The sequence below is a fragment of the Enterococcus sp. LJL51 genome (assembly GCF_054871795.1).
The window spans coordinates 21,548-48,056 of record NZ_JBTXLW010000024.1 but is presented as its reverse complement, the minus strand read 5'-3'; the positions used below and the strand labels follow the sequence as shown (position 1 = coordinate 48,056).

Annotated in this window: 27 protein-coding genes; 4 read left to right on the top strand and 23 right to left on the bottom strand. The window is 38.1% G+C overall.

All coding sequences use genetic code 11. From position 1 onward, the window contains the following. Positions 1-491: glycoside hydrolase family protein (locus ACYSNQ_RS16650; protein WP_426084716.1), on the top strand; the 491-nt coding region annotated here is incomplete at its 5' end. Between the two features lie 243 nt (positions 492-734). Here the strand turns inward: ACYSNQ_RS16650 and ACYSNQ_RS16645 are convergent. The 22 genes from ACYSNQ_RS16645 to ACYSNQ_RS16540 all read right to left on the bottom strand — a co-directional run bounded on the left by ACYSNQ_RS16645 (position 735) and on the right by ACYSNQ_RS16540 (position 21,824). Further along, a complete protein-coding gene (locus ACYSNQ_RS16645; RefSeq protein ID WP_426084718.1) occupies positions 735-1,034 on the bottom strand; it encodes a DUF1292 domain-containing protein in 300 nt (99 codons plus the stop codon). Between the two features lie 142 nt (positions 1,035-1,176). Further along, a complete protein-coding gene (gene ruvX / locus ACYSNQ_RS16640) occupies positions 1,177-1,605 on the bottom strand; it encodes a Holliday junction resolvase RuvX (protein WP_426084715.1) in 429 nt (142 codons plus the stop codon). Then, a complete protein-coding gene (locus ACYSNQ_RS16635; protein ID WP_426084714.1) occupies positions 1,602-1,871 on the bottom strand; it encodes an IreB family regulatory phosphoprotein in 270 nt (89 codons plus the stop codon). Before ACYSNQ_RS16635 ends, ruvX begins: the two co-directional genes overlap by 4 nt. Positions 1,872-2,047: 176 nt before the next feature. Beyond that, positions 2,048-2,992 (bottom strand): ornithine carbamoyltransferase, encoded by a 945-nt coding sequence (argF, locus tag ACYSNQ_RS16630; protein WP_426084713.1) that lies wholly within the window; start codon positions 2,990-2,992, stop codon positions 2,048-2,050. After that, positions 2,985-4,139, bottom strand: coding sequence for an acetylornithine transaminase (locus ACYSNQ_RS16625; protein ID WP_426084712.1), 1,155 nt, complete (start codon positions 4,137-4,139; stop codon positions 2,985-2,987). The genes argF and ACYSNQ_RS16625 overlap by 8 nt, the downstream gene beginning before the upstream one ends. After that, positions 4,136-4,888, bottom strand: a complete 753-nt coding sequence (argB, locus tag ACYSNQ_RS16620; RefSeq protein WP_426084711.1) for an acetylglutamate kinase — start codon at positions 4,886-4,888, stop codon at positions 4,136-4,138. The genes ACYSNQ_RS16625 and argB overlap by 4 nt, the downstream gene beginning before the upstream one ends. A 15-nt stretch (positions 4,889-4,903) precedes the next feature. Continuing rightward, positions 4,904-6,097, bottom strand: a complete 1,194-nt coding sequence (gene argJ / locus ACYSNQ_RS16615) for a bifunctional glutamate N-acetyltransferase/amino-acid acetyltransferase ArgJ (protein WP_426084710.1) — start codon at positions 6,095-6,097, stop codon at positions 4,904-4,906. Positions 6,098-6,109: 12 nt separating this feature from the next. Continuing rightward, positions 6,110-7,138: an N-acetyl-gamma-glutamyl-phosphate reductase gene (gene argC / locus ACYSNQ_RS16610; protein WP_426084709.1), complete on the bottom strand. Its 1,029-nt coding sequence runs from the start codon at positions 7,136-7,138 to the stop codon at positions 6,110-6,112. Between the two features lie 548 nt (positions 7,139-7,686). Beyond that, positions 7,687-8,385 (bottom strand): DUF554 domain-containing protein, encoded by a 699-nt coding sequence (locus ACYSNQ_RS16605; protein WP_426084708.1) that lies wholly within the window; start codon positions 8,383-8,385, stop codon positions 7,687-7,689. A 122-nt stretch (positions 8,386-8,507) separates the two neighbouring features. Beyond that, on the bottom strand, positions 8,508-9,527 hold the full coding sequence (locus ACYSNQ_RS16600) for a lipid II:glycine glycyltransferase FemX (RefSeq protein WP_426084707.1): 1,020 nt from the start codon (positions 9,525-9,527) through the stop codon (positions 8,508-8,510). A 441-nt stretch (positions 9,528-9,968) separates the two neighbouring features. Beyond that, a complete protein-coding gene (locus ACYSNQ_RS16595) occupies positions 9,969-10,775 on the bottom strand; it encodes an MBL fold metallo-hydrolase (RefSeq protein WP_426084706.1) in 807 nt (268 codons plus the stop codon). A 50-nt stretch (positions 10,776-10,825) separates the two neighbouring features. Beyond that, positions 10,826-11,692, bottom strand: coding sequence for a two-component system regulatory protein YycI (locus tag ACYSNQ_RS16590; RefSeq protein ID WP_426084705.1), 867 nt, complete (start codon positions 11,690-11,692; stop codon positions 10,826-10,828). Continuing rightward, complete coding sequence (locus ACYSNQ_RS16585; RefSeq protein ID WP_426084704.1) at positions 11,692-12,999, bottom strand: YycH family regulatory protein; 1,308 nt, start codon at positions 12,997-12,999, stop codon at positions 11,692-11,694. Before ACYSNQ_RS16585 ends, ACYSNQ_RS16590 begins: the two co-directional genes overlap by 1 nt. Then, positions 12,996-14,825 (bottom strand): cell wall metabolism sensor histidine kinase WalK, encoded by a 1,830-nt coding sequence (gene walK, locus ACYSNQ_RS16580; protein WP_426084703.1) that lies wholly within the window; start codon positions 14,823-14,825, stop codon positions 12,996-12,998. Before walK ends, ACYSNQ_RS16585 begins: the two co-directional genes overlap by 4 nt. A 6-nt stretch (positions 14,826-14,831) precedes the next feature. Next, entirely contained in the window at positions 14,832-15,536 is a 705-nt protein-coding gene (gene yycF, locus ACYSNQ_RS16575; RefSeq protein WP_426084702.1) for a response regulator YycF, read from the bottom strand. A 675-nt stretch (positions 15,537-16,211) separates the two neighbouring features. Then, on the bottom strand, positions 16,212-16,880 hold the full coding sequence (locus tag ACYSNQ_RS16570; protein ID WP_426084701.1) for an MIP family channel protein: 669 nt from the start codon (positions 16,878-16,880) through the stop codon (positions 16,212-16,214). A 156-nt stretch (positions 16,881-17,036) separates the two neighbouring features. Next, positions 17,037-17,897, bottom strand: coding sequence for a DegV family protein (locus ACYSNQ_RS16565; RefSeq protein WP_426084700.1), 861 nt, complete (start codon positions 17,895-17,897; stop codon positions 17,037-17,039). Beyond that, positions 17,894-18,457, bottom strand: coding sequence for a DUF1836 domain-containing protein (locus tag ACYSNQ_RS16560; RefSeq protein ID WP_426084699.1), 564 nt, complete (start codon positions 18,455-18,457; stop codon positions 17,894-17,896). Before ACYSNQ_RS16560 ends, ACYSNQ_RS16565 begins: the two co-directional genes overlap by 4 nt. Before the next feature lie 275 nt (positions 18,458-18,732). Continuing rightward, entirely contained in the window at positions 18,733-19,500 is a 768-nt protein-coding gene (locus ACYSNQ_RS16555) for a carbonic anhydrase (protein WP_426084698.1), read from the bottom strand. Between the two features lie 254 nt (positions 19,501-19,754). Continuing rightward, on the bottom strand, positions 19,755-20,411 hold the full coding sequence (locus tag ACYSNQ_RS16550) for a TIGR01906 family membrane protein (RefSeq protein WP_426084697.1): 657 nt from the start codon (positions 20,409-20,411) through the stop codon (positions 19,755-19,757). A 1-nt stretch (position 20,412) separates the two neighbouring features. Further along, positions 20,413-21,183 (bottom strand): TIGR01457 family HAD-type hydrolase, encoded by a 771-nt coding sequence (locus tag ACYSNQ_RS16545; protein ID WP_426084717.1) that lies wholly within the window; start codon positions 21,181-21,183, stop codon positions 20,413-20,415. Continuing rightward, complete coding sequence (locus ACYSNQ_RS16540; RefSeq protein WP_426084696.1) at positions 21,183-21,824, bottom strand: YutD family protein; 642 nt, start codon at positions 21,822-21,824, stop codon at positions 21,183-21,185. Before ACYSNQ_RS16540 ends, ACYSNQ_RS16545 begins: the two co-directional genes overlap by 1 nt. A 449-nt stretch (positions 21,825-22,273) precedes the next feature. Here ACYSNQ_RS16540 and ACYSNQ_RS16535 point away from each other — a divergent pair, with 449 nt between their 5' ends. Further along, on the top strand, positions 22,274-22,912 hold the full coding sequence (locus ACYSNQ_RS16535; protein ID WP_426084695.1) for a type 1 glutamine amidotransferase family protein: 639 nt from the start codon (positions 22,274-22,276) through the stop codon (positions 22,910-22,912). Between the two features lie 175 nt (positions 22,913-23,087). Here ACYSNQ_RS16535 and ACYSNQ_RS16530 read toward each other — a convergent pair whose 3' ends face one another. Next, positions 23,088-24,488, bottom strand: a complete 1,401-nt coding sequence (locus ACYSNQ_RS16530) for a bifunctional metallophosphatase/5'-nucleotidase (protein WP_426084694.1) — start codon at positions 24,486-24,488, stop codon at positions 23,088-23,090. A gap of 270 nt (positions 24,489-24,758) precedes the next feature. Here ACYSNQ_RS16530 and ACYSNQ_RS16525 point away from each other — a divergent pair, with 270 nt between their 5' ends. After that, a complete protein-coding gene (locus ACYSNQ_RS16525) occupies positions 24,759-25,796 on the top strand; it encodes a hypothetical protein (protein WP_426084693.1) in 1,038 nt (345 codons plus the stop codon). 188 nt (positions 25,797-25,984) lie between these two features. Next, on the top strand, positions 25,985-26,449 hold the full coding sequence (locus tag ACYSNQ_RS16520; protein WP_426084692.1) for a methylated-DNA--[protein]-cysteine S-methyltransferase: 465 nt from the start codon (positions 25,985-25,987) through the stop codon (positions 26,447-26,449). The last annotated feature ends 60 nt before the right edge of the window (positions 26,450-26,509 follow it).

Below are 26,509 nucleotides of genomic sequence, written 5' to 3'. Positions count from 1 at the left end.
TTACTCGTTCGTTTAATCAAAATCAATTCGATGCGATGGTAAGTCTTGCCTATAATTGTGGTACTGGAATTTTTACAGTAGATAATTGGGATAGAAATGCTTCCGATAGTTACATTACGGAATCCTTTCCTAATTATATCAACGCAGGATCAGAATTTGAAGAAGGTTTACGGCGGCGGCGTCAAGAGGAAATTAATCTCTTTAACACGCCGGTAAGTGGGAATGAAACAGGTACTGAAACAGAAAATAAAAATCAAGGAGAAGATGATATGACAGAATTTGTAATTTTATATGGTACAGGTGTGTTTTATGTTTGTGGAACCAAAATGAAGTTACTAACTCAAACAGAGTGGAGTGTACTACGTTCTGTTTATAACCAAGTAACTGCACATAAAACAGGTAAAGCACAAGACATCAAAATTATGGATTGGAAAAACAATAAGGCTACATTTGATGCTTATGTCGGTATTTGCGGCGGCTATACAACATAAAAAATATACTAAAAGTCTGGGACAGAAAAATCCCAGATTTTTAGTATACCTAAATTTGTAAAAAACGCGGGCTAAAAATAACTTCTTCGATAAAAAAACTATTCTGTTTCATCTATGAATTGAATAAAAACTTCTTCAATCATATCCCTTTCAGCGCCTGTTTTGATTTGCTTAATTTTCCCTCTGTACCTTGAAGATAAAGAAAAAGCTAAGTCCTTATCTATCAAGGGCTTAGCTCTTATATTAGCTACCTTCTTCTTCTTCACTCATGAAGGTATTGAAGACTTCTTCAATCATATCCCATTCAGCGTCTGTTTCAATTTGCTGCAGCTCGCCTTCTGTTCCTCCATCGTTTTCGATGTAAGCATATGCTTGAAGCTCAACATCTTCATCTTCAGGTACTCCTGCTGGATATAAAAGAACGTAGTTTTTACCAAATTCTTCCTGACCATCAACAGTCAGCAGGATTTCATATAGCGTTTCATTTCCTTGCTCATCTACTAATGTGATATGCTCATGTCCTTCGTGGTTATGTTCTGTCATCATTATCTCCCTTTCTTTATTGAGAAAGCTGCTATACTTTTTTATCATTGACAGCTTCTCTAAAAAAATTTGACAGCTGCTTTTTAGCTGGCATACCAGTATTTTACAACTGCCTTCTCTATTAGTAATTTCGTACACTGCATTAGTTGTTCTTGCCCGCACCATCTAAGTAATTCTGCAAAATCATCACAGCAGCAACTTTATCTATTACTTTCTTTCGTTTTGCTCTAGAAGCGTTTGCTTGTTCAACAAGCATGCGTTCTGCCTGAACCGTTGTCAAGCGTTCATCCTGATAGACAACAGGAAGCTGAAACAGCTCCTCTATTTGCTTACCATAAGCCATAGAAGCTTCTGCTCTAGGACCAATTGAATTATTCATGTTCTTAGGCAGTCCTACGACTACTTTAGACACTTCATATTCTTTAATTAGCTCGCCTAAACGCTCAAAACCGAATTGTCCTTCAGCTTCATTGATTCGGATGATTTCCACGCCTTGAGCTGTCCAGCCCAGCAAATCACTGACTGCCACTCCGACTGTCTTTGAGCCCACATCAAGTCCCATTACTCTCATTGAAGGTTAATACCATAGCTTGACAAGTAGTGCTTTACAAGCTCTTCCATAATTTCATCCCGTTCATGACGTCGAATTAAGTTCCGCGCATCCTGATAACGAGGAATGTAGGCCGGGTCTCCAGAAAGCAAATACCCTACAATCTGATTGATAGGATTATAACCTTTCTCTTCTAAAGCCCGATATACGGTAGCTAGAGTCTCACTCACTTCTTTTTTCCGACTTTCATCAAAGTCAAAACGTACTGTTTCATCTGTAAAACCCATGTATCTACACCTCTTTTCTTTCTATTCATACACATTCATTCTACTAGAAACTATGTAAAACTACAAATAAAAATTCATTTAATCCGAATCAATTTAAGTAAATATTAGAAAAAAGATTGAGCGGTTCCCTTTAGAGAACGCAACTCAATCTGATTTTTTATAAAAACAGCTATATGTTATATAACACTTGTCTCTTTCATCACATTAGCCAGCAATGCCTTTTGTGCATGTAGTCTATTTTCTGCTTCCTGGTAAATATAAGAATGACTGCCATCTATAATATCCGCTGACACCTCTTCTTCTCTGTGCGCTGGCAGACAATGAAGGAACATATAGTCAGCTTTTGCCTGTTGGACTAGCTGTTCGTTCACTTGATACTTGTGAAATGCCTTTACCCGTTCCTCCTGCTGTTCTTCGTCCCCCATACTTGCCCAAACGTCTGTAACAATAATATCAGCTTCCAAGACTGCCTCAGCAGGGTTTTCAGTCACCACAATTGTACTTCCTGAGACTTTAGCGTATTCTTCTGCAAGTGAGATAAAGGTCGGCTCGGGCTGATATCCGTCAGGAGAAGCAATTGAAATATCCATTCCCGCGATACTTCCTCCTATTAAAAAGGAGTGAGCCATATTATTGCCGTCGCCAATATAAGCCAGTTTCAGCCCCGTCAGCTTCCCTTTCACTTCATAAATAGTCATGAAGTCAGCCAATACCTGACAGGGATGGTGGTTATCTGTTAACCCGTTAATTACTGGAATGTCCGCTTCATCAGCCAGCTCCTGAACCATTTGATCAGAATATGTCCGAATCATAATGCCATCAACATATCCAGACATGACTTTAGCAGTATCCTTAACCGGTTCTCCCCTGCCCATTTGAGTAGATTTGCTGTCTAGAACAATCGCTTGACCTCCTAATTGAATGATGCCGGCTTCAAAGGATACACGTGTACGTGTGCTGTTTTTTTCAAAAATCATTGCTAGTATTTTTCCAGACAGCGTATCCTTATAGTCCAATGGTGCTTGCTTCATTTTTATTCCAAGCTGAATAATTTGATGAATGTCTTCCTTTGTTAATTCTGTTAAATTTAAAATACTTTTTCCATATAAGGCTTCACTCATTCTCCAATTCCTCCAATACCTGACAGATTTTTTCAATGCCAAAAGCAAGCTCTTCCTGCGTAATAGTCAGCGGCGGCAGCAGCCGCAAGACATTATTTCCTGCTTTCAAAACAACAATTTTTTCGTCAAGCAGGTTTGCTATTGCCTTCTCCAAACATTCCGGGCTAGCTAATTCAATACCAATCATTAACCCTTTTCCTCTAACTGCCCGAACATTTTCTGTATCAATCAATCGGCTGCTCAAGTATTCAATTGCTTTTTTTCCCTTTTCAGTAACTTCTGATAAAAATTCAGGCGAGCGAGTCCATTGCAGTACTTCTTTGGCTACACTCATGCCTAATTTATTTCCACCAAAGGTTGATCCGTGACTGCCTGAACCAAATGCTGAAGCAAGTGTAGATTTTCCAACCATTGCACCAACAGGAAAGCCATTGCCAAGCCCCTTTGCCAAGGTAAAGATATCCGGTTGAATGCCCCATTGCTGAAAGGCATAAAGACTGCCGGTTCTACCAATTCCAGTTTGAACCTCATCAATTATTAACAAAATACCTTTTTCCCTACAAAGCTGGGAAACCTCTGCTATCCATTCTTTTTCAGCTGGGATAATACCGCCCTCTCCTTGAATCAGCTCAAGCATGACGGCTGCTGTTTCTTCATCTAGTGCCTCTTTCAAATCAGCAATGGAATTATACGGCAGATAAACAAATTCGGGCAACAGAGGATAATAGCCTTCATGAATTGACTTTTGGCCAGTAGCACTTAAAGCGCCAAAGGTTCGTCCATGGAAAGATTGTAAAAAAGTAATTATTTTCTTTTTCCCAGTAGCTTTTCTGGCTAGCTTTATAGCGGCTTCATTTGCCTCAGCTCCGCTATTACAGAAATAGGAAAGATAGTCTTCCCCGTCTGCCAGCAGCTTTCCTACCTCTTCCTGCAGGCTATTCTCATAGAGATTGGGCGTATGCCAAATTTGCTCCGCCTGTGTCTGCAAGGCTGTATTCAATACTGGATGATGATAGCCTAAGTTCATCACACCAATGCCGCTGGTTAAGTCAAGATAAGCATTTCCTTCTCTATCAAAAAGATGTTGTTTTTCTCCCCCTACAAATTCAATAGACTGTCTTTTATAATTAGGAAACAAATGGGTCATAGCACACGCTCCTTCCCTAAAATACTCGTTCCGGCTTTTAATATGCTATTGGTAATATAGACCGTATTTACTCCATCTCTAATCGCTTTTTCAGCACTTTTTACTTTAGGAATCATTCCCCCTGTAATCGTTTCTTCTTCGATTAACTGATCAATCTCCGTTAATGCGATTTCTTCAAGGAAGTCTCCACTCTTTAGAATCCCTGCAACATCGGTCAATAAATATAGTGCTTCTGCATTAAGCGCCGAAGCGATATGGCAAGCTGACTCATCTGCATTAATATTTAACCAATTATCTGAGGTTGTCATCCCTAATGGAGCAACAACTGGTATATAGTCTTTATCCAGCAAATCTTCCAGCAAGGTTGTCTGAATTTTTGTGACTCTTCCTACATGTCCTAACAGCTCTTTATCCAGATATTCCCCTAAAATGATTTTTGCACTAGAAGTATTCAGCCCGACAGCTCTCAGTCCTTCCTGTTGAAAACGACTAGTAATCATGGGCTGTACTTGACCAATTAGTACCATTTGACTGATTTTCAGCACCTCATCCGTCGTCACCCGCAGCCCATTTTTTTGGCAGACAGGCACATTCAACTGAGTCATCATACTAGATATGTAATGACCGCCGCCGTGAATAATAATCAATTTCTTTCCCTCTGACTGCCAAAAATGAATTTGTTCAAAAAAACTCTCGGTCAGTGTATCACTCGCTGTTCCGCCTATTTTTATAACAATTAAATTATCCATGGTTATACTCCTTCTTCACGTATGATACAGTGCATTTATTTCTACATATTTATAGGTCAAATCACAACCCCAGGCAGTTCCCTCATTTTGTCCATCGTGAAGATTCACCGTAATTATAATCTTCTTCTGTAAAAGAATTTCCTGCATTGCTTTTTCGTCAAACGGTTGGGGCTGACTTGCAAGCAGCACAGTCTGATTGCCGATACTGATATCCACCTTTTCAGGATCAATAGAAGAATCTGCATAACCAATCGCACAGATAATTCTCCCCCAGTTAGGATCAGCTCCAAACATTGCTGTTTTTACCAGAGAAGAACCGACAATTTTTTTTGCAATCATTCTGGCTGCTAAACGACTGGAAGCATTTTGAACTTGAGCTTCAATCAGTTTCGTAGCCCCCTCCCCGTCCTGAGCAACCATCTTTGCCAGCTCCTCCATGACCCGTCGCAGCATGTTTTTAAAAATCAGGCAGGCTTCAGTATTCTTTTGGATCTCTGGTATGCCTGAGGCACCATTTGCCAGAACTAGAAGCATATCATTTGTAGATGTATCTCCATCTACAGTAATTTGATTAAACGTACAATCTGTCATTTCTTTTAACATATCTTGCAGCAGCAGCTTAGAGATTGCCCCATCTGTTGTAATAAAAGCCAGCATCGTAGCCATATTCGGATGAATCATTCCTGAGCCTTTGGCAACACCAGCCACCCTTACAGTGTAGCCCTCTATCTGCGCTTCCAGTACAATCTCTTTTGTTTTAGTATCCGTTGTTAGAATTGCTTCATGAAAAGCCTCCGGTGTTCCTTCCAGTACACTTAACTCTGAAATTCCGGTTGCTACCTTATCCATTGCCAACTCTTTACCAATCACACCAGTAGAAGCAACTGCAACTTGATTTTTAGAAAGTCCAAGCTTTTCAGCAGCCAGCTGCTGCATCTCTTCAGCATGCTGTAGCCCTTTTTTTCCTGTACATGCATTGGCATTTCCAGAATTGACAATTACAGCCTGAAGTCCGCCATTTTCCAATGCCTGTTTACTAACTTGAATAGGTGCTGCTTTAACCGCATTTGTTGTGAATACTGCCGCAGCAGTTGCAGGCGTATCTGAGTAAATCCAGCCAATATCCTTACGTTTTCTTTTAAGCCCACTATGTACGCCGTCTGCATAAAACCCTTTGGGCGAAGCAATTGTACCAGTAATCTTTTTCATTTTCATATCTCCCTACGGATAGATTGGCAGCTGCAGCAGCCCGGCTGTCTCTGGAAAACCAGCCAGTAAATTCATATTTTGAATAGCCTGACCTGCTGCTCCTTTACCTAAATTATCGATAGCTGTGACAATAGTCACTGTATCTGTTTCCTCATTTACTGCCAGACCAATATCGCAAAAATTGGTGCCGACTACCTGTTTTAGTGTTGGAAAAACATTGTTCTTCTGAATTCGAATAAACGGATGATTCTTATAACATGTTTGATAACAGTCAAGCAGTTGATTGGTTGTCTGTTTTTCCTTTAGCTTTCCATAAGCTGTCATAAAAATCCCTCTTGTCACCGGAATCAGCGATGTTGTAAATTGAATGGCTTTCAGCTTAGGCGTCCATTGTTGAAATTGTTGAATAATTTCTGGTATATGCTGATGTGTATTTACCTTGTAAACACTCATGTTTTCATTTGCTTGAACAAAATGACTTGTTGGCGCTAGTGCTTTGCCGGCACCTGAAAGACCCGATTTTCCATCAATAACAATAGAATCTAAAATGATCTGATGCTCTTTTAACAGAGGAGCAAACGAAAGCTCTGCCGCCGTTGCATAGCAGCCCGGATTAGCAATAAACTTTTTTGACGAATCTGTCCGAAACTCAGAAAGACCATAATCAAATTTTTGAATCCAAGGATAATGTGTTTCATCACTGTGGTACCATTTTTCATATGCACCTCTTTCTCTCAAGCGGAAATCACCAGAGAGATCGATAACAGGAAAATCATTTTTGATAAATGGCAGTGCCAGTTCTTTGGAGAAGCCTGATGGTAATGCAAGGAAAACGACATCACTTATTGCCATTATACGTTCATGATCAATAGCCTCTAAAGGCAGCGACAGTAAACCTTGTAAATAGGGATGTATCTCATCAATAGGCTTTCGCTCTGTTCGGCTGTGAACAGATACTAGCTCGGCATAAGGATGGGCATGAAGATAGCGAATCAATTCCAAGCCGCTATATCCTGTTGCACCAATGATTGAAACTTTCATACGTTTTCACCTCATCACTTTCATTTCTCATAAAAAAAGATGTTTTTCACATTATAATTTCAGAAACACAGTAAGTCAATGGTTTTTTATAAGTTTTATTCAAAAAAAACAGAAAAATTATGCATTTTATACCCTGAAAAATTGAATATTATTCTAAATTATGCATTTCATATACAAAAAGAAAATATAATAATAATATGATATCTTCCATTCAATACTGATAACTGATGTTCTAAAAGTAGCTTCTTTGGAGATAAATTGAACATATAATGAGAATCGCAAGGAGCTATTTTCTCTTATTTCACAAAGCAGAGCATTTGGGTCACAACCTCCTCGAAAAGCAAAAAAGGTATAACAAACGTAGTTCTTTCGGAAATTATCCGAGCCCGCTTGTTATACCTTTTTTCAAACTATCCAACGGCTATTCTAAAACCGCTTTATTGAAGCTGAATGTACTAATTAATCATAATAGTATTCTCTATTTTATTTTTCTTTGTTTTAATCTCTAAATGGTTTAACATGCATATCTATCAAAAAATATTGAATGATTACAAATAAAATTGTCCTACAATCAAAAGTACTAAGATAACGATTCCCGGTAAATAGTTTGAAACTCTGATTTTTGTTAATCCAAGAATATTCAAACCAATCGCCATAATCATCAAGCCGCCAATTGAACTGATGCCAATCATCAACTGATCCAATAACTCTTTTGGTACATACTTCATTAGCAGACTTGCAGCTAAGGTGATTATTCCCTGATAGATTAACACTGGAAAAGCAGAAAACAGGACACCTACACCTAGTGTTGCGGTCAACATGATTGCCATAAAGCCATCCATAACGGATTTTGTAAATAACGTTTGATGGTTGCCGGAAACGCCGCTTTCAATTGCACCTATAATTGCCATAGAACCTATCAAAAAAATCAGCGTGGCGGTAACAAAGCCCTCTGCGAAATTACTTCCTGGTTTCGCAAACCGTTTTTCCAAGTAGAGACCAAACGTATTCATTCTGTCTTCTATTCTGAAAAACTCTCCCATCATCGCTCCTAGACACAAGCTGATTAAAATGAGGATAAATGAGTTTGCCTTAAAAGACATCTGCAGCCCCAACGCAATAACACCTAAACCAATCCCCTTGGTAACTGTGTCTTTCGTTTCTTCTCGAAGATTCCGAAGGACGGCACCAGAAAAACTGCCGATAATAATAGCTAAAGCATTTACAATAGAGCCTAATAAAATCATTTTTTCCCCTTCTCCAAAAGAGAGCCGCTATCTTCCCGCTACAACTTCTCTTTTTCTTCCGTTTAATATGACCTTATTATAGCACTAAATTTTCAGAATATTTCATCTAAATTACAGAAAAACTACTTAGCAATAAATCTTTGATACACTTCTTGATTATAAACCTTATCCAATTCTCCAATGTACTCTGTTGGCTGTCCAGGGCGAATAAATCCATGCTTGAACTGATAAAGCCCATCCTCGTTGGTTAAGTCGAAAACACCGCCAAAATCATAGGCTTCCTTTCCTTCTGCCAATGCCCACTTAATACCTTCCCAGTTCATTAAATAAGGAGCCATCAGAACTTGATTTTCATGTGTACTGCCGGCGTACATGTACCAAACCTTATTTCCTGATAAAAAACAGAGACCTCCTGCATCAGGAACACCATCGATTAAAATCAAAATGATTTTCATTTTTCCAGAGTCTAAAAACGATTCAGCCAGACGGATAAAATAGTTTCTCGGACGATAGGAAATTCCATGTCTTCTGCTTGTCGTTTCATATAATGTATAAAAAAGAGCCAAATCTTCCCAGTCAGAAGAAACCCTGCTTGTTAGTCCTTTTTTCTGAGCATAACGGATACGGTACCTTGTTTTTCCATAAAAACTGCTTAAAATTTCTTCCTCAGTTCGTCCCCTTAGTTCCAAAAGCATATTGTAGCGGGGCTGAATTGTTTCCTTTCCAGCCACTTCCCGATTTCTCACCAATAAATTGGTTTGTTTAAGTGCTAGATTTAGTTCCTCAGAATAAGGAAATTCAGGGTCCATCCGCAGCAGAAACACCTTTCTTTTTGCCAGTTCAGCTTCTGCTTCTTCAACTAATCGTTCTATGTACGCTATAGACACTTCGTTCATCACAGGTCCTTTTGCCGCGTAGGCAAACGATTCTTCGCCCATATTTTGAATCGTTAAAATCGACATAGCTGCTACTATTTCACCTGCCTCCTCCAAATAAACATAGAGAGGTTCCCAGTTATTTTTTACATGGCCCCAGTCCGTTTCCTGAGTAATTGAACTAAACCGGGCAGTTTCTATAAATTGATTGTATCTCTCACAGGCTTGCTTATCTTTATGGTTAATCACAGGCATCGTTTTTACCATCCTTTATTCTTCTTTTAAAAGAGAATAACAAGGCTAACTAAAATTAAACTTAAAATAATACGCTTCATAAAAGAAACAGCAAGACGTCAAATTGTCTTGATAGGATAAAAACTGAACGAGCTTGGTCAGCCCACAAGCAAATGGACTTGGCGCTTTTTACCAAGTCACTTCCGTCCAGCTGCCGAAATCACTCGCTTCGTTTCTTTTTATCAAAAAAAGAACTTGAAAAAAACCAGAGATTCTCTGTTTTTTCATTCCAAGCTCTTCATTTTTATTCAGTTTTTTCTTACCAGAAAATTTGACGTAGTACCAAAATAGAAAAAAGTGTAAGACAGGCTTCAGCGTCCATTCGTCTCACACTCTTTACTAATCTTAAATTCAAATAAGTGATTCATTTCAAGGCTATTTTAAGATGTTCGTCTCTCTACTCTTAATAGCAAACTAAATAGAAAACAGCTCCGTTGATGCCTCAGGATCAGTATCGTAAACATTGAACGTATGCCCCACACCTAATCCGTATTCGGTTAAAATGGAGCTCATAGCCATCTGAGCTAGTTCTTTCATGTTGTTCTCTTTGCTTAAGTGACCGAGGTAAATTCTTTTCGTTTTCGGTCCGATAACATCAGCCATTACCAAAGCACCGTCGTCATTCGAAAGATGTCCCTGATCTCCTAGTATCCGCTGTTTCAGACTCCACGGATATGCTCCTGCACGAAGCATGCCCAAGTCATGATTGCTTTCAATAAGGTAAGCATCTGCATCCCGTACTGTTCCACGGAGGTGATCACTACAATACCCTGTATCTGTCAAAATAACAAACGACCGGTTTTCCTTATAAAATCGGTAAAACTGGGGTGCCGCCGCATCATGGGAAACGCCAAAGCTTTCAATATCCATATCCCCTAAAGTTAATACCTTGCCCATTTCAAAAATATGCTTTTGCCCAACATCAACTTTTCCAATCATCGGATCCATTGCCTGCCAAGTTTTTTCATTTGCGTAAACATCCAGTTTATACTTTCTAGCTAGAACACCCACTCCATGAATATGATCTCGATGCTCATGAGTAACCAGCACTGCATCTAAATCCTCCGGCTTACGATTAATTTCCGCCAGCAGAGAAGTTATTTTCTTCCCGCTTAAACCAGCATCAACCAAAACTTTCTTTTCCTTTGATTCTATAAAAAGGGAATTGCCTGTGCTGCCGCTGGCAAGAATACTGACATTAAATGCATTTTCCTGACTCATTTCCTACGCTTCCCTTCGTTTATTCTCTACAGCAATCTATTATACAATTATCACTCGTCTTTTTCCACCCTGATCACCGTATTACTAGAAATAATCGTATTGCTCATTGCATTAATCTGTTCTACCTGTAATGTCGTTTCATTAGAAGAAATACCAACAAACCAGACTGGAACATAGACATTTTTGTCACGAATTTTATAGATTCTTGAATAAGCCAGCTTTGTAAATGTAATGCTTGAATTACTCGGTATTTTATTATTAATATACAATGTTTCGACTGCATCTCTTTCGGAATACAGCTCTGATTTCTCTCTCAGTTCTTCAATATTCTCAATATGCGACTGTGTATACTTATTAATCTTTAGCAAATCATCCGTCTCATTTTTTTCCAATGACGCCGTAAGCTGTGCTGTTCCATCATTAAATGGGATTCCTCCATAGGACTGAGCAGCAATCAGTTCAGGAAAATCTCCATTTAAATTAGAAAACTGCGGGAGATATTGATATTCCGAGCCAAATAGTACACTGTCATTGTCATTTAAAAAACCTGTAAAGGTATCGCCTACCTCTGTCGGGTCAACATAGTGATTGGACGGATAGTTGATTAATCCGTTATCGGTAATTTCAACGTTGTACCAGAAAAAAGTATTATCCCCTCTATCAATTCTCTGCTGATGAATAGTATCTGTATAATTTGTCTGCTCTCCACTTAAATAATACCCGTGGGAGCGTTTGACAGATAGCTCCCCTTTATGTTTAATATTCTCTTTTTTCAGTCTGCTGTCCAAGCTTTCCGTCTGATCTGAGTAGGACATGTTATTTTCATCCTTCAGTCCTTCCCGGTAAATGCTGAACAAAAATATATTGACTCCTAAAAATACTAGAAAGAAAATCCACTCGATTCGTTTAAAGTCCATTACTCCACCTCCATGGTTGCAAGTTTTTCTAATAACTCGCCTTCTGGATACCATTGGTCTTTATAAAGAATATACCATTCCGGAGTTAAATCAACGACTTGGGTGATCCCTTCGATTGTCTGCCAAGTATACCCAATAATCAATGACTGAATATCGTTTTCATCTGCGCCAGCATAAACTAGTTCAGAAAGTAAATCAGAAGTGTTCATTAGAGTAACTTCTTCTTCTGATGGAATTGGCACCTGAATCATATCGAGACTTGTATTGATTGTGACATTAGGCTGATCTGTATTTTGCTTATCAACCGCCACCTTAACCTGCCCCTTATTATTCTCACTAAAAACTGGAAATCCTTCAACAAAGGTACGATAGGTCATTCGATTACCTGACCGGTCAAAATAGCGAACATTGCCGATATTACCGCCAAGCTTTTTCACATATTCAAAGCTGTCGGAGTAAATGGTGTGCTCTTCAGCTGTGCGCTCTAAGCCGCCATTGAAATATAAAACATTAGTCTTTTCCTCAACTCTTAAATTTTCCGTTCCGCTTGTATAGAGTAAATCCTTGCTGTCATCATTCGTATGAACATCTTCAGAATTATTAAAGAAGGCATTTCTAAAAAGAGACACAGGTTGTGAGGCCAAAATGTAACTATACTTTTTCAACCTTAAATCTGTGACCATATAATATTGCTTCTCTGCAATTACCGTCCGTTCAGCCACGCTGAAATAAGCAACACTCTCTTTATCCAGTAGCTGTTCGACAGCTGTTTTATTAATGGAAATATGGGTTGTATATACATTCCAATTGGACAAATCAAAAAATAAAATAGTACCTTCAGTATAATTAATCTGGATTCGGCTAAAGACTAAAGGATCATCCTCAGAAAAAGCAGAAAGATCGATATCAATATCAAAGGTTGATAAATACTCTCTAAGGGAGAATTCACCCTCATACAGAAGCTCAAAGTCATTTTTTTCCAGATAATGGTTGTTGTACTCCTCTTGGTTGCTCTTAACTAAAGTATCTAGCTTGCCAAAGCTGCTGTCACTGATCACCCTTTGAACAGAAGCAATTAAGCTTTCACTGGTACTAATAAAAAATGCATCTTCTTTTGTACGAACCAAACGAATTGGTAAAAATGCATCACTAGCAGCACGCTCTTTAACTGCAGCAGCTACTTGCGTTTCCGTTTCCGGTCTAGGCTCCTTTACAGAAGAACTAATCCAAATGATTGTTGAAAAGTACAAGCTCAACAGAACCATTATGATCAGTCCGGCACGAATTAATTTTTCAAAAAGGTTCATTCCCACCATTCCTCCTCATAAGGTTCATACGGTAGAGAAATATAAAATGTCGAGCCTTGCCCTTCTACACTTTCTACCCAGATAGAGCCATTGTGTGCTTTGATTGCTTCTCGGGATATGGCCAAGCCTAGTCCTGTTCCTCCCTGTGCTCTGGCTCTAGCCTTATCTACCCGATAAAAACGTTCAAAGACTTTCCCTAAATCTTTCTTAGGTATACCTAGTCCTCTGTCCGTTACACTAAAGATGACCGTACTATGTGTTTCAATGAGGCGGCAGACAATTTCGCCGCCATCGGGAGAATATTTTATGGCATTATTCATGATATTATCCAACACTTGAATGATCTTATCCGTATCAAGCTCTACCCATAAGGCACGCTTAGTAAACTCACGACGAATTACAAACTTCTTTTCACCGCTTTCCACCATCATATCAAAACGGTCCAGAACAAAGCTAATTAGTTCATTAAAGTTAACATACTCCAGCTGCAGCTTCGAATTTCCTGAATCCATTCTAGACAAATTCAGTAAATCATTAATCATTCGAATCATCCGATCCGTTTCTTCAAGTGTTACCTTCAAAAAATTCGGTGCAACCTCAGGATTTTCCCAAGCACCTTCATTTAAAGCTTCAATATAGCTTCGCATACTGGTTAGCGGTGTACGCAGCTCATGGGATACATTGGAAACGAATTCCCGTCGTTCCCGCTCATTCTTTTCCTGCTCCGTTACATCATGAATCACACAAACCAAACCAGTAATAAAGCCTGATTCCCGACGAATCATTGCGAAATCAACTTTTAAAATCATCTGATCTTCAGGTGCTTCTGAAGAAGAACGATCGAGCAGCAGCTCGTCAGGCTCTTCTAAAAGAGTACGCAGCGTATATTCCTCTTGGATATCTAAAAGCTCTAAAAGGGGCATACCAATAGCATCCGCTGCAGGCATATTAAGCAAGGTTGTAGCCATGTCGTTAATAGTAATAACTTTTCCCCGGCGATCCGCAGCAATAACACCATCTGTCATATGGGTGAGGACACTATCCAGCCGATTCCGCTCAGATTCCATTGTTTCCTGAGCTTCCTCCACCCGTTCACTCAGCTGGTTAAAGGTTTCTGCCAGCTGTCCAAGCTCGTCTTTACCGTATACCTTTACTTTCCCGCTGTAATCCCCGCGTGCAATGCGCAGTGCCTGTTCCTTCATCTCGCCAATTGGCTGAGTAATTGAACGGGCAATCAGCAAAGTAACAATGACTGAAATTACACCCGCCATCAAAGAGGCTGTAAAGAAGATTCTGGCAATGTTCGTGACTTCTTCGTACTTATTCTGTATATTACTTTTAACATAAACAGCCCCGATGACCGTATCACCAGCCGGAGAGTATATAGGCTGGACATTAATATAGACACGTTTTCCGTTTTCTACCACAGGATATTTCTTACTGCTGAAATCATTTAAATCCCGATATTCATTTTTCTTTCCAATCAGCCCTTGCAGGTTCAAATCACTAATAGCCCTGATGTTTCCTTTATCATCAATGACTCTAACCTCCAGAAATTCTGAGTTGGAGAAGCTGCTTACAACACGTTTAAGATCGGCATCGACTTCTTCACGGTTATTGTCTTCATTTCCAAGAGGCGTACTCAGTGAATTAACCAATTGAGTTACCTGTAAGTCAACATTTCTTTTATAATCATTAATCGTAGTTGTTTCCAGCTCACGAATAAAATACCCCCCAATGATTTCTATCGCAATCAAAAGGAGGAGGATAAATGAAATAGCTATCTTAAAATTTACTGACTGAAAAAAGTTAACCTTTTTTCTCATAATTCATTACTCCTGTTCAGGGTTTCTTAAATAGTAGCCAACACCTCTACGAGTCACTAGATAGGTTGGATGACTTGGGTTATCTTCAATTTTTTCCCGCAGTCTCCGAACTGTCACATCCACCGTTCGCACATCGCCAAAATAGTCATAACCCCAGACAGTCTGTAACAAATGCTCTCTTGTCATCACTTGACCAATATGTTTTGCTAAATAAAACAGCAGTTCAAACTCACGATGAGTTAATTCAATTTTTTCGCCGCGCTTGGAAACCATATATGCATCAGGATGAATCGTCAAATCTCCAATTGTCAGCTCAGAAGGAACTGTCTCTTCCGCTTCTTTAACACTTGCTGCTCCCCGACGTAGATTTGCTTTCACACGGGCAACCAGTTCACGATTTGAAAATGGTTTTGTTACGTAATCATCTGCACCTAATTCCAGCCCTAGAACCTTATCAATTTCAGAATCCTTCGCAGTAACCATAATAATTGGCATATCATAGGTTTTACGAATCTCACGTGCTACTTCCAGCCCGTCTATTTTTGGCAGCATCAAATCCAGTAAAACCAGATCCGGCTCTTCTTCTTTAACTTTTTCTAATGCTTCTTCTCCATCATAGGCAGTAAACACCTCATAGCCTTCTTTAACAAGATTGTATTTAACAATCTCTGAAATTGGCTTTTCATCATCTACAACTAATATTTTTTTCATAAAGAGACACCTCTTTTTCTTCATTCATACTTTTGCAGTATTTTTTCCATTATACCTCATTTTCTCAAGTCTTTCACCTTTGCCCGCTGATTTCTCTCATTTCAGACCATCCATTTAGCAAAATCTTATAAGAAACTGTTTTTATAGCGCATTATTTCAAGGGTGGGACAGAAACAGTTACCTTCAAGCACCAGGTAGGTACTTTTCAGCATCGGTTCTACTTACGTAGGAAGTAATCACAGTGATTCAAAGCACCAAAAAAGAATTTACAAAAATGACAGGAAACACGAAGATAAACCATTCGATGTTGATTGATTTCTACCTGGTACTCTACAAATGCTAGCTAAATCCCGGCTTGTTGCCGAAGAAGTTGCTCCTGCGGTTACTCGTCGCAGTTAAGTGCTTTGTGTGTGCTCCTGCGATTACTCGTCGCAGTTAAATGCTTTGTACGTGCTCCTGCAGTTACTCGTCTCAGTTAGGGTGCTCGTATGTGTTACTGTCTCACCGTTTATTCGGATTTAAGCATACTAAAAGACTGGGAATTTAGTTATGTCCCAGACTTTGTCATTTGAAACAGACTCACTGAATAGCCAGAAATACAAAAAAGGAATGAGATATATGGAATCCCATTCCTAAAAATTACATACATGTAGATACTAATACGTCAATCAGTAACTATTCGCCTTCTGTATCTAATACATATTTGGCCACTAAAGCTGCCAACAAACCACCGATTAATGGTGCTACAATAAATACCCATAATTGTGACAACGCATCGCCGCCAGCGAATACAGCTGGTCCCAAGCTTCTTGCCGGGTTAACTGAAGTACCGGTTAGAGGAATCCCAACTAAGTGAACCATTGTAAGTGTTAAACCAATAACGATTCCAGCAAGATTTGCGTTACCTTTTTTAGCACTAGTCACCACCATGATAACTAAAACAAAAATGAATGTCAGAATAATTTCAATAGCCAAAGCACCAATAGCAGTGAATTCACCGAAGCCGTTTTGACCTAAATTGGCTGTGCTTGCATCGCTGCCGTTCAAAATCATTAATAAAGTAAATGAAGCCAATAAAGCACCGATTACCTGCCCAACAACATAATAAATAAATTCCTGAGTGGTGATCCGTTTGTTTACCCACATCCCTAGTGAAACAGCTGGGTTTAAATGTGCACCGGAAATCGTACCAATACTATAAGCAGCGGCAACGATTGTTAACCCAAAAGCTAAGGCAATTCCTGTCGTACCGATTCCATCCATACCATTTCCTAAAACTGCTGTAGCTGTACCGAAAAAGACTAAAATAAATGTTCCAATAATTTCTGCAATTCCTTTTTTCATGTGTTTCTCCCCTTTCAAACAGTATTGAGTTTAACATAACTACTGTTTTTTTCAATACCTTTTCATGAAATTTTCATATAAAAAGCGAGATTTATTATCTCGCTCATAGTTTACCTATATTTTAAATTTCTAGCAATTATTTGAACTGTTTTTTTATCAATCATCCAACAGCTGGATCCCGATTCCCAATAATCCCGGTCCCGTATGCACAACTAATGCTGGACTAATTGTACCAAAATAGATTTCTTCAGCCTGTGGAAAATTATCCTTGAGCTTCTGATAAAAGCTTCTTGCTTCCTCTTCCGCTTGACCATGAGCCACCGCCAAAACCACTTTTTTATGTGTTCCGATGAACTCTTTAATCAAGTTAAAAGCCTTCTCCAGACTTTTCTTTCTTCCTCTTGCTTTTGCAACGGTGTAATAAACACCTTGTTCATTACATGAAATGATTGGATTCAGCTTTAATGCATTTCCTAAAATGGAGGCGACTAAGCCGATTCGGCCACCCTTTTGAAGATACTCAAGTGTAGCTACATTGAAATACACTGTAGCTTTTTCCACATTTTTAGTTGTCTGCAGCTTAAGTTCTTCCCATGACGAACTACGCTCAAGCATCTTGGCTGCTTCTATCACCTGAAGTCCGCTGCCAATTCCTATATTTTTCGTATCTAATACAAAGGTTTCCAAAGAAGTAAATTCTTCACTAATCAAACGGACAATATTATACGTACCACTAAGTCCACTAGAAATCGTAATGGCTAGTACCTTTTCATAACCGTCCTCTTTAATTTTTTCAAAAATCTTAGTAATCGTTTCCCCATCAGGTAAAGAAGTACTTGGGATTTCCTGAGGTAGACGTTCATAAACCTCTTCTGGTGTAATATCTACTTTATCAGTATACACTCGATCTTTATAAATAATTTGTAAGGGAATCACATAAATGCCATATTTTTCAACCAATTCCTCCGGCACATCAGTTCCAGAATCTACAAGTATTGCTATTTTTTCTTTATTCATTGCTCTTTCTCCATCTTCTTCAAGTATAGTTGTTCTAATTCAATAACCCTTTCACTGAACATTTTAGTAGCAAAAGACAAAGTCGCAGCTTTTACTACCAGAAATTCTACCGGTATAGGTTCATTAAATGCCGGTGTCGGCTCTTCTCCTAGTGCTTGAGAGACAACTACTCTTAATGCGTTTTCCTGTTCGCTACAAAACAGATTATATGCTTCCCGAATGCCAACAGCAGCTCCTTGAAATAGGATGCCCTCTTTGATTTCCGGAATTGTCAACACTTGCTTTAGCAGAGTGATTGCAATTAAAAAAGCTAAATGCTTCTGATTATACCGCTTCTTTTTAGGTGCTGGAATCAACCCCAGCTTAACATAATTATTAACCATAGAAGATGTCAATAATGTATGCTTTTCTGATGTAATCAGCGGAGATAGATATTTTTCTACCAGCGTAATCACCTGATCCATATAAAGTTCAATATCCGGAAGCTCATGCCATCTAGGTAAATGTATATTTCTTAATTCTTCTCCCCAGTCTTTTAATGAAGCTTTGATATCATCCAAAAAAACACACCACCTTTTTCTTATAAAAGATTAACATACTTACAAAAATTATTCAATCTAGTTTTTGAAACTACATGAAATTTTAAAAAAACTGAGAACCTCTTTAAAGTAAAAGCATTCTCAGCTTACATAAATTTGAAGGATATGACAGAAAAGACACTGCCTTCATAAATGGGAAGGAAAAAAAGACGATTAAACTGTTTATTCAGCTTTTAACAAAAAAGAGTTTGGACACTAAGCTATGTGAAATGTGCTCAAGCTCTGTGTTGCTTTTCTTATTCTGTATATGCAATAATCGCTCGGTCATTCAACGGCTGAATTTCTCTATTGTTATGAGCGTACAGCTTTTTGAAAGACTTAATTTGTTCCTTCGATACTTCCACCGAATTTTTCATAACATACCATTCTACATTCTCACTCAATGGCGGCGTAGTCAGTGATCCCAGATAATGATAATAGCTTTTATTTTCAGGAAGCATCTCATTTAAATCAGTGATTGGCTCTGTTTTTCCATTGTTAACGTTATCCAACACCTCTTGAAATCCTTTGTTTTCTGCTCCTTCCTTGAAAAAGACGCCAATCACCGCAAGTCGACCATCCTGAGCCTTATTTACAAAGTGTACCTCCATCGGGTAATGCTTCCCATCGATTGTATGCTCACTTTCTGCGTGAAAATGAAATTGTGTTAGTTCAAAATTTCGTCCGTTAATTTCTGCTTTCCCGCCATCTTCTATTTGGATACTATGACCATTGTTTTCAGCATTAGTAATTTCAATACCATAATCTAAGACAATTGTTCCCAAATCCGGGCTCATATTTTCAACCTCGCTGGTTGGAATATCAATCGGCGACTGCATCTTTTCAGAAACAAACTCCCACTCATCCTGATGATCATAGTCAATATGCTCTTCTTTATTCACCTGATTCATTGAAGACGTAGTTGAAGTTTCCTTATTGTCGCTTAGTTCTTTTTGATTAGTTGAGCAGGCACTTATAGAAAAAAGAGCACCAGCGAATAAAATAGCTGTAAAAATATTTTTCATTCTAAAACCCCTATTCTTTTATTTTATTGATTAGTATACTCCTTTCATTTTGAATTTTACAGCTATTTTTATAACAGGTTTAAAAGTCAAATAGAATATTAATTAATTCAAAAAAACCAATAGCCATAAAATGACCATCGGTTCCTATAATTTCTCTTATTTGTCTTAAAGAAGCAACTTCGAGCGAATACATACTGGCTGAAGCATCCAGAAAGAAAAAGCAAATCACAGCGTAAAGTTTGTGTTTACTTTATCTATTCTGTATCTTTAGCTGCTGTTTTTAATTGAATTTTTCCACTTCGATAAAGTAGAAAAAGCAGGCCTTCTAATAAAAGAAAAAATAACAAAAAACAGTGCATAAAGAATTCTTCCGGAAGCACATTGATAATTGGATCTGTTGCTGGATTAAACAGCCAAGCATCGTTATTAAAAAAAAGACTATGGAACTGTACAAAGAATTGGTCAAAACCAATAAGCATCAAGAATAAAAAGACTACTGGTATAATCATGCCAATCTGGCTAGGGCGCATTAGCCGCCAAAGCCAGCCTTTTTTCTTTAAGTAGCGTAAAAAGACTATAGCAGGAACAATCGTAATCAGCAATACACTGTAGTTAAGTAAAAATAGGCGCTTCACTTCATAAAAATGAAAAGCTCCACTTTGAGAAACCGGAAAATCAGATAGCTTTAGTGTTTGAACAAACGGATTATTCAAATATTTCATCAGTTGATCAAAATTTTCCAACAACTCCTTTTTTCCAATTGTTGTATAGTCTAAAATATCTAAAAAATCAATATCTAAAGCATACAACGGTCGAAAATTGATAGTTATTGTAATACATAAAGAAAGTACTGCCAAAAAAAGACAAATGAACCCCAGATACTCCAAGGCAATTTTCTTCTTTACTCCCATATCAGACATCCCACTCATCTAATGAAGCAAGCGTATAGGTTGCTGGAACTGGCAAATTGGGCACATCTTCTTTTTGGGTAAAGCCTGAAAGTACCAATAGTGTATCGATATCATTTTGGATACCTGCCTGGATATCCGTTTCATAGTTATCCCCAACCATTAGCACGTCAGATTTATTTAAGCCCATCACTTTAATGGCTTCATTCATGATGATTGCATTTGGTTTTCCAATCATAATTGGTTTACACTGAACAGCAGTTTCCACTAAAGAAATCATTGAGCCTGCCCCCGGCAAAAGTCCTCGTTCTGTTGGAATATTTTTATCTGGATTCGTTCCAATAAAGACAGCTCCCTTGCGAATCGCTAAGGTTGCCTTAACAAGCTTTTCGTAAGTAATCTTTGTATCTAATCCAACCACTACGTAATCAGGCGTTTCTTCATCCCAAACAAAGCCAGCTTCCAAAATCAAATCAATTAAACCTGACTCTCCGATGACATAAACTTTATTTCCAGCACCTTGCTCCTTCATATAGTCAATCGTAGCTAGGCTAGCTGTATAGATGGTCTGTGGTGCGATATGAATATCAAATTCCATAGCCAGTCTTTCTGCCACAGCTTCTGGTGTTTTGGTTGTATTGTTTGTCACAAACAGAAAGGGCTGCTCAGTTTTCTGCAGCCTTTCTACAAAACGTTTTCCCGCCGGTATAATGTCTTTGCCAAGATAGATTGTTCCATCTAAATCTATCAAATATCCTTTATATTTCTTCAAAATTATTGCCCCTCACGCTGACGAATCGTAAATGACCGATTATTCGTTTCTTTTTTCGCTCTTCCATTATCTGCTGCCGGCTTGTCATTATTCGAATTCTCTTTTCTGTTCCGAATAACCGGTTTATTTTTCTTTACAGTATTTTGGTTCTGAACAGGTGCTTTTTTTTCATCGGTATGCGCTTGATTACGATAGTTGCTTCGCTTGTTTCGTTTTCTGCGCGGATTTTGTTTTTCTTTTCTTTCACCCACACGTTCAATCACAAAATAAGCACAGCCAAAATTGCAGAATTCATAAAGATAGTCTTCAAGTGCATCAATGCGCTGATCCGGCGAGGCTTTACGGTTAGTTGTTGAAAAAAAACCTTTCAATCTTAACTGATCGTAGCCCCAGTCACCTACAATATAATCATATCTGGATAAAATATCGCTGAAACGTTCACCAATTTTTTCAGCATCAAAAGCGTCACGATGATCCTTTACAAGTACGTACTGACGGTCACCAATCATTAACTGGCTATCGTCAAGAAGCGTCACGATTTCACCCTTTTTTTTCGTTTTTGCTGGTTCTTCTTCATTTATATTTTCAATTACAGCTGTTAACTCCGCTGTCAATTCATTCTTTTCTTCAGTTTTTTCTTCCATGTCTTCACCACCTGTCGTTCATTATAGCATATTTTATAAAACAATATCTTAGCTTTGAAAGGCTAACTTTAGTTTTTTTTAAATCTAAAAAAAGAGTAACATCTATCTACTACCTAAATCAAATTTCTTCTACACAAAGAGCTACCTTCAGCTTTTAGAAACTATGGTTTCTATACTTGAAATCATTTCTTTAACAACAATCTGAATAACAAAAAGATTCTCGTCTATTTTTCCATAAAAAGTAGAAATTTCAAATATGTCTGCCAACTTTTAGGCATTTATATGCTTCTTATTTGAGAAGTGCCAAAAGAATGCAGCAAATCTACCTCTGCTCTTTTAACAGCTATCTTTCAAGATTTCTTTTTATTTTAGATTGTTGCCATACTGGTGTCAATAATCACTTGATATAATAAAAAGTAATTACCAAACAATTAAATGGAGGAAAACTTATGACTACAATCTATATTTACGTTCTTGACACTTTAGCTGACTGGGAAATGGGGCATCTTATCTCAGAACTAAATTCTGGTCGTTTTTTTAAAAAAGGAGCAAAGCAAGTAACACTTAAAACAGTAAGCTGTTCTAAAGAGCCTATTAGAACAATGGGCGGAGTGACAATAGAACCTGATTGTGTAATAGAAGATATTGTCACAGACAAATCAAGTGTATTGTTATTACCAGGTGCAGACACATGGAATGACTCCAAACATCATGCTGTTATCGAGAAAGCAGAGGAGTTCCTTTCTTTAGGTGCTACAGTTGGAGCAATATGTGGCGGGACTACTGCGCTGGCCAACTTTGGGCTATTAGATACATTTACCCATACAAGTAACGGGGTAGGATTTTTAGAAATGGTTTCTCCTAATTACAAAGGATCAGGCTCTTATATAGATGAGCCATCTGTAGTGGACAACAACCTTATTACTGCAAGCTCCACAGGATCTTTATTATGGACGAAGCAAATCATTGAGCAGCTGGAAGTTTTCCAAGCAGATACATTAGAGGCTTGGTATAACTATTTTAGTACTGGCAAGCCTGGATATTTTTTTGAGCTCATGCAATCCTTACCCGCTAATAACGAAAATTAGTCTAGCAATTTTTTGTTGAATCTGAACATAAAAGAGTTTTGAGATCAAATGATGATGTCCAAAGCTTTTTTTGTTCAGATAATATACAGATTTACGCAACATTTTGCCATTAAGCATGCAGAATCTCATCATTTTCCATAAGTATAATTTCTTATTTACCTAGTTTTTACGAGAGCTACTTATTGTACGTTGCTTTTTTATCAATTGGATAGCAGCGTCGTAAATAATCCCCAAAAACATTTCTAAGGAACTCAGGAAATAAAAACTCAATTTCTCCTGCAATTTCTATAGTAGGAAAAAAAGGAATAAATAAATAATGATCAATCGTAGTCAATGTATAATTTTGATTGTCCACAACAGCTTGGCCATTCCAGTACACGCTAGCATCAGCCTTATCATAAGATATTCCAGTATACGAAATATCCCCAAAAATTTTTCCTCTAAAGCCCATACCAACAATAGGAAATTTTCTTAAAAAGTGCCGGTTTTTCTCCATCTCTCTGACTAAACGGGTTAATTCTTTTCCATTTAGCGTCACTCGTATCAAGTGCATCGGATGAGGAAGCACTTGATGAAGATTTTCTTCAGTAACCAGCCCTTTTGATAAATCGTCTAAAAATAGACCCGTATTCAAAACAGCGGCTTCTGTCCCTCCTCTTTTCTTTAAAGCATTAAGAGCTTGAAAAATCAATGGGTGCTCACTATCCAGTACATTTGAAAAAGTATAAGGGAGGTCAGCAACCTGCTTCTGTTTTAAAAGATCGTGCCCTTTTTCCAAGTAGGAAGAGATTTCCGCTTCATCTTCCGGTAACGCTAAAAAGTCTTCTGTAGGCAGCGCCTCTGCACTGGTTTGAACAATCACTCCATCTTCAAGAAGCAAATGAACCTCGCCGACATATTGTCCAAACTTTCCTGCAGCTGACAATTGTGTATGATTAATTTTTTCTCCATGCCGAAAAAGATGATGGGTATGTGACCCAAGTAAGACATCAATCTCAGGGTAGTTTGTAGCAATTTTCATATCGTTGTCTATACCTAAATGACTCAGCAGAATCAGAACATCACATTGCTGGCGAACCTCGCTAATAAGCTGAGGCAGCACGTCATCCACTCCACGAATATCCCAGCCATTAGGTTTATAAGTAAGTGGAAAAGGAGCTGTCAAACCTATCAAACCTACTCTGGTCTTTTGAGCTGTTGCTAAAATTTTATAAGGAAGCGCCCACCTCGGTCGTTTTCCAGTATCTAAATCAAAAAGATTTCCCAGCAATATATCAAAATTTGCTTCATCATAAAGATGATTCAACTGTTTTTTTGAATTTCCCACACCTTCGTTATTACCAATAGTGGCACCATCATAGTGAACAGCATTCATCAATTCAACATTTGCTGTTCCATTTGTAGCCTCTGTCAACGGATGCCAGCGATCAACAAAATCTCCTAAATCAACAACAAACGTAGACTGCTTTGGTGTAGAATTTTCCTTCCTTTTATTCAGCAAGAATCTTCTGATTTTCGGCCAGTTTTCAAAATGAGAATGCAAATCATTCGTATGCAGCAAAATAATTTCTTCCATCTCTTCTCACTCCACTCTTAAATAACTTCCTTAATAGTATCATACTTCAAAATATTCCGTGTTCTCTACAGATTTTACATAGAATAATTTGCTTTTCCAGATAATTATGACACTTATATCCATTTTTAGCCATATTCCAATCTACCGAAAATAAAAAAAATACATTTTAAATGATATTTTATATAAAGAGTACTTTATTTACGGTATAATTATTTTTAAAGCAATAGTTATTTTCTGTAAACACAATAATTAGAAAAATGGGGGATTTCGATGATGAAAAGTGTTTTCATTCTAGGAGTTATTATTTTGCTTGTTCTGTTATTTGCTGCACCTGGTATAACTTTGGGTTTAATAGGCCTTATTGGTATAATCATCTTCGGCGTGCGCTTTGCCTATTTTCGGTCTAAGAATCATGCGAAAAAAGCAAAAAAATCAGCAATTATAGCCGGTATAGCAGCGATTTTTTTCACCGTAGGATTGATTTTAACTCCATCTACTGAAACAGCAACAAAGCAATCAGAAATAAAGAACGAGACCAAAAGTGAACAAGTCACTAAGAAAAAAACAAAACAGACTACTGATAAATCTGAAATAAGGCAACTGACACTGATTCTAGATGAAGCTACAGAAAGTGATAGCAACGGAACCGTGTTGATTAAAGGTAAAACAGAACCTCACGCAACGGTCTATCCTTCTTCTAAAATCAGTACTAAAAAACAGGCAGATGCTGATGGTTTTTTTGAATTAACCTATGAATTATCCGATGACTCTGAAACGGAATTGAGCATCGTATCAGAGCTAGATACTCAGACAACTTCAAAAAAAATAGTCCTTAAGCCTTCTGCTGCTTTTATCGCAGTCAAACAAGCTGAGAAAGAAGAACAACGGCTTGCAGAAGAATTGAAATTAGCGGAAGAACAAAGAAAATCAGAAATTGCTCAGCTAACTGCCGATGCAGAAGTCGCTGTTAAAAACGCTGAAAATAATCAAAATCGAGAGCACTACGATAAAGCAATTGCTGCGGTTTCGTCTATTCCTGATGGAAACGAGGAGCTATCTAACAGATTAGCAGCAGTTGAAACTGCTATTCATGCTCAAGAAGAGCAGGAGTCCTTAGCAGCTGCTGAAGAAGCTCAACAAGCTGCTGTGGTACAAGAACAGCAGCAGGTAGCTGCAGAGCAAACGGTACTGGTTACACCAACAGGAAAAAAATATCACACTCATGTATGCGGCAGTGGTGACTACACGCCTACTACCTTACAAGAAGCAATAAATCGAGGATTAACAGAATGTGCAAAGTGCTACTAAGCTGACTAAATCAAGTTTGAATTTAGCCATATCCTGATTCATTATTCTTAAGTTTTATATGAAACGAAGTAGAGATACAGCTGCTTCGTTTTTATAGAAGAAAAACTGTAATAATTTACCTGTTCATAGTATATTACGCTTTAATTTATCGTATAATAGAAAAAATATGTGTTTGTGGAGGACACTTTATGAAAATTGAAACATCAATTGGCAGCATCTGGCTGAATGGAAACGATTTAGGTCTAACAGAAGTCTCCTTCTTTCCAATTGAAAGTCATGTGACAAATCAATGGACAGAACAAGCGGCGGAGGAACTATGGTCCTACTTTTCAGGAGATTTAAAAACCTTTTCAACACCGCTCTATTTTGAAAAGGGTACTGATTTTCAACAAAAGGTATGGCAGGCGCTAGCTGAAATTCCATTTGGAGAAACACGCTCCTATTTAGACATCGCTAAAGCTGTCAGATCTGAAAAAGCGGTCAGAGCGATTGGTCAAGCTAATCGGAACAACCCTTTACCCATTATTATTCCCTGTCATCGTGTAATCGGTAAAAATGGTAAACTGACTGGTTACATGGGAAAAACAAATGAGGAAGGTTTATCGATTAAGTCCCACCTTTTGGAATTAGAGGGGATACAGATTAACTACTGAATAATTATCAACTGGTAAAAAGGTGATTATCTATCCTACTTGCTTATTTTATCTATTAAA

Excerpts from the sequence above, each read along its gene's own strand:
- ACYSNQ_RS16520 (WP_426084692.1), top strand. The coding sequence starts at position 25,985 with ATGAAAATTGAAACATCAATTGGCAGCATCTGGCTGAATGGAAACGAT.
- argB (WP_426084711.1), bottom strand. The coding sequence starts at position 4,888 with ATGGATAATTTAATTGTTATAAAAATAGGCGGAACAGCGAGTGATACA.
- argF (WP_426084713.1), bottom strand. The coding sequence starts at position 2,992 with ATGAGTGAAGCCTTATATGGAAAAAGTATTTTAAATTTAACAGAATTA.
- ACYSNQ_RS16550 (WP_426084697.1), bottom strand. The coding sequence starts at position 20,411 with ATGGGAGTAAAGAAGAAAATTGCCTTGGAGTATCTGGGGTTCATTTGT.
- ACYSNQ_RS16590 (WP_426084705.1), bottom strand. The coding sequence starts at position 11,692 with ATGGACTTTAAACGAATCGAGTGGATTTTCTTTCTAGTATTTTTAGGA.
- argJ (WP_426084710.1), bottom strand. The coding sequence starts at position 6,097 with ATGAAAAAGATTACTGGTACAATTGCTTCGCCCAAAGGGTTTTATGCA.
- ACYSNQ_RS16595 (WP_426084706.1), bottom strand. The coding sequence starts at position 10,775 with ATGAGTCAGGAAAATGCATTTAATGTCAGTATTCTTGCCAGCGGCAGC.
- ACYSNQ_RS16570 (WP_426084701.1), bottom strand. The coding sequence starts at position 16,880 with ATGAAAAAAGGAATTGCAGAAATTATTGGAACATTTATTTTAGTCTTT.
- ACYSNQ_RS16625 (WP_426084712.1), bottom strand. The coding sequence starts at position 4,139 with ATGACCCATTTGTTTCCTAATTATAAAAGACAGTCTATTGAATTTGTA.
- ACYSNQ_RS16555 (WP_426084698.1), bottom strand. The coding sequence starts at position 19,500 with ATGAAAAATATTTTTACAGCTATTTTATTCGCTGGTGCTCTTTTTTCT.
- ACYSNQ_RS16540 (WP_426084696.1), bottom strand. The coding sequence starts at position 21,824 with ATGGAAGAAAAAACTGAAGAAAAGAATGAATTGACAGCGGAGTTAACA.
- ACYSNQ_RS16605 (WP_426084708.1), bottom strand. The coding sequence starts at position 8,385 with ATGATTTTATTAGGCTCTATTGTAAATGCTTTAGCTATTATTATCGGC.
- ACYSNQ_RS16525 (WP_426084693.1), top strand. The coding sequence starts at position 24,759 with ATGATGAAAAGTGTTTTCATTCTAGGAGTTATTATTTTGCTTGTTCTG.
- ACYSNQ_RS16600 (WP_426084707.1), bottom strand. The coding sequence starts at position 9,527 with ATGGTAAAAACGATGCCTGTGATTAACCATAAAGATAAGCAAGCCTGT.
- ACYSNQ_RS16635 (WP_426084714.1), bottom strand. The coding sequence starts at position 1,871 with ATGGGTTTTACAGATGAAACAGTACGTTTTGACTTTGATGAAAGTCGG.
- ACYSNQ_RS16585 (WP_426084704.1), bottom strand. The coding sequence starts at position 12,999 with ATGAACCTTTTTGAAAAATTAATTCGTGCCGGACTGATCATAATGGTT.
- walK (WP_426084703.1), bottom strand. The coding sequence starts at position 14,825 with ATGAGAAAAAAGGTTAACTTTTTTCAGTCAGTAAATTTTAAGATAGCT.
- ACYSNQ_RS16565 (WP_426084700.1), bottom strand. The coding sequence starts at position 17,897 with ATGAATAAAGAAAAAATAGCAATACTTGTAGATTCTGGAACTGATGTG.
- ACYSNQ_RS16645 (WP_426084718.1), bottom strand. The coding sequence starts at position 1,034 with ATGACAGAACATAACCACGAAGGACATGAGCATATCACATTAGTAGAT.
- yycF (WP_426084702.1), bottom strand. The coding sequence starts at position 15,536 with ATGAAAAAAATATTAGTTGTAGATGATGAAAAGCCAATTTCAGAGATT.
- ACYSNQ_RS16530 (WP_426084694.1), bottom strand. The coding sequence starts at position 24,488 with ATGGAAGAAATTATTTTGCTGCATACGAATGATTTGCATTCTCATTTT.
- ruvX (WP_426084715.1), bottom strand. The coding sequence starts at position 1,605 with ATGAGAGTAATGGGACTTGATGTGGGCTCAAAGACAGTCGGAGTGGCA.
- argC (WP_426084709.1), bottom strand. The coding sequence starts at position 7,138 with ATGAAAGTTTCAATCATTGGTGCAACAGGATATAGCGGCTTGGAATTG.
- ACYSNQ_RS16535 (WP_426084695.1), top strand. The coding sequence starts at position 22,274 with ATGACTACAATCTATATTTACGTTCTTGACACTTTAGCTGACTGGGAA.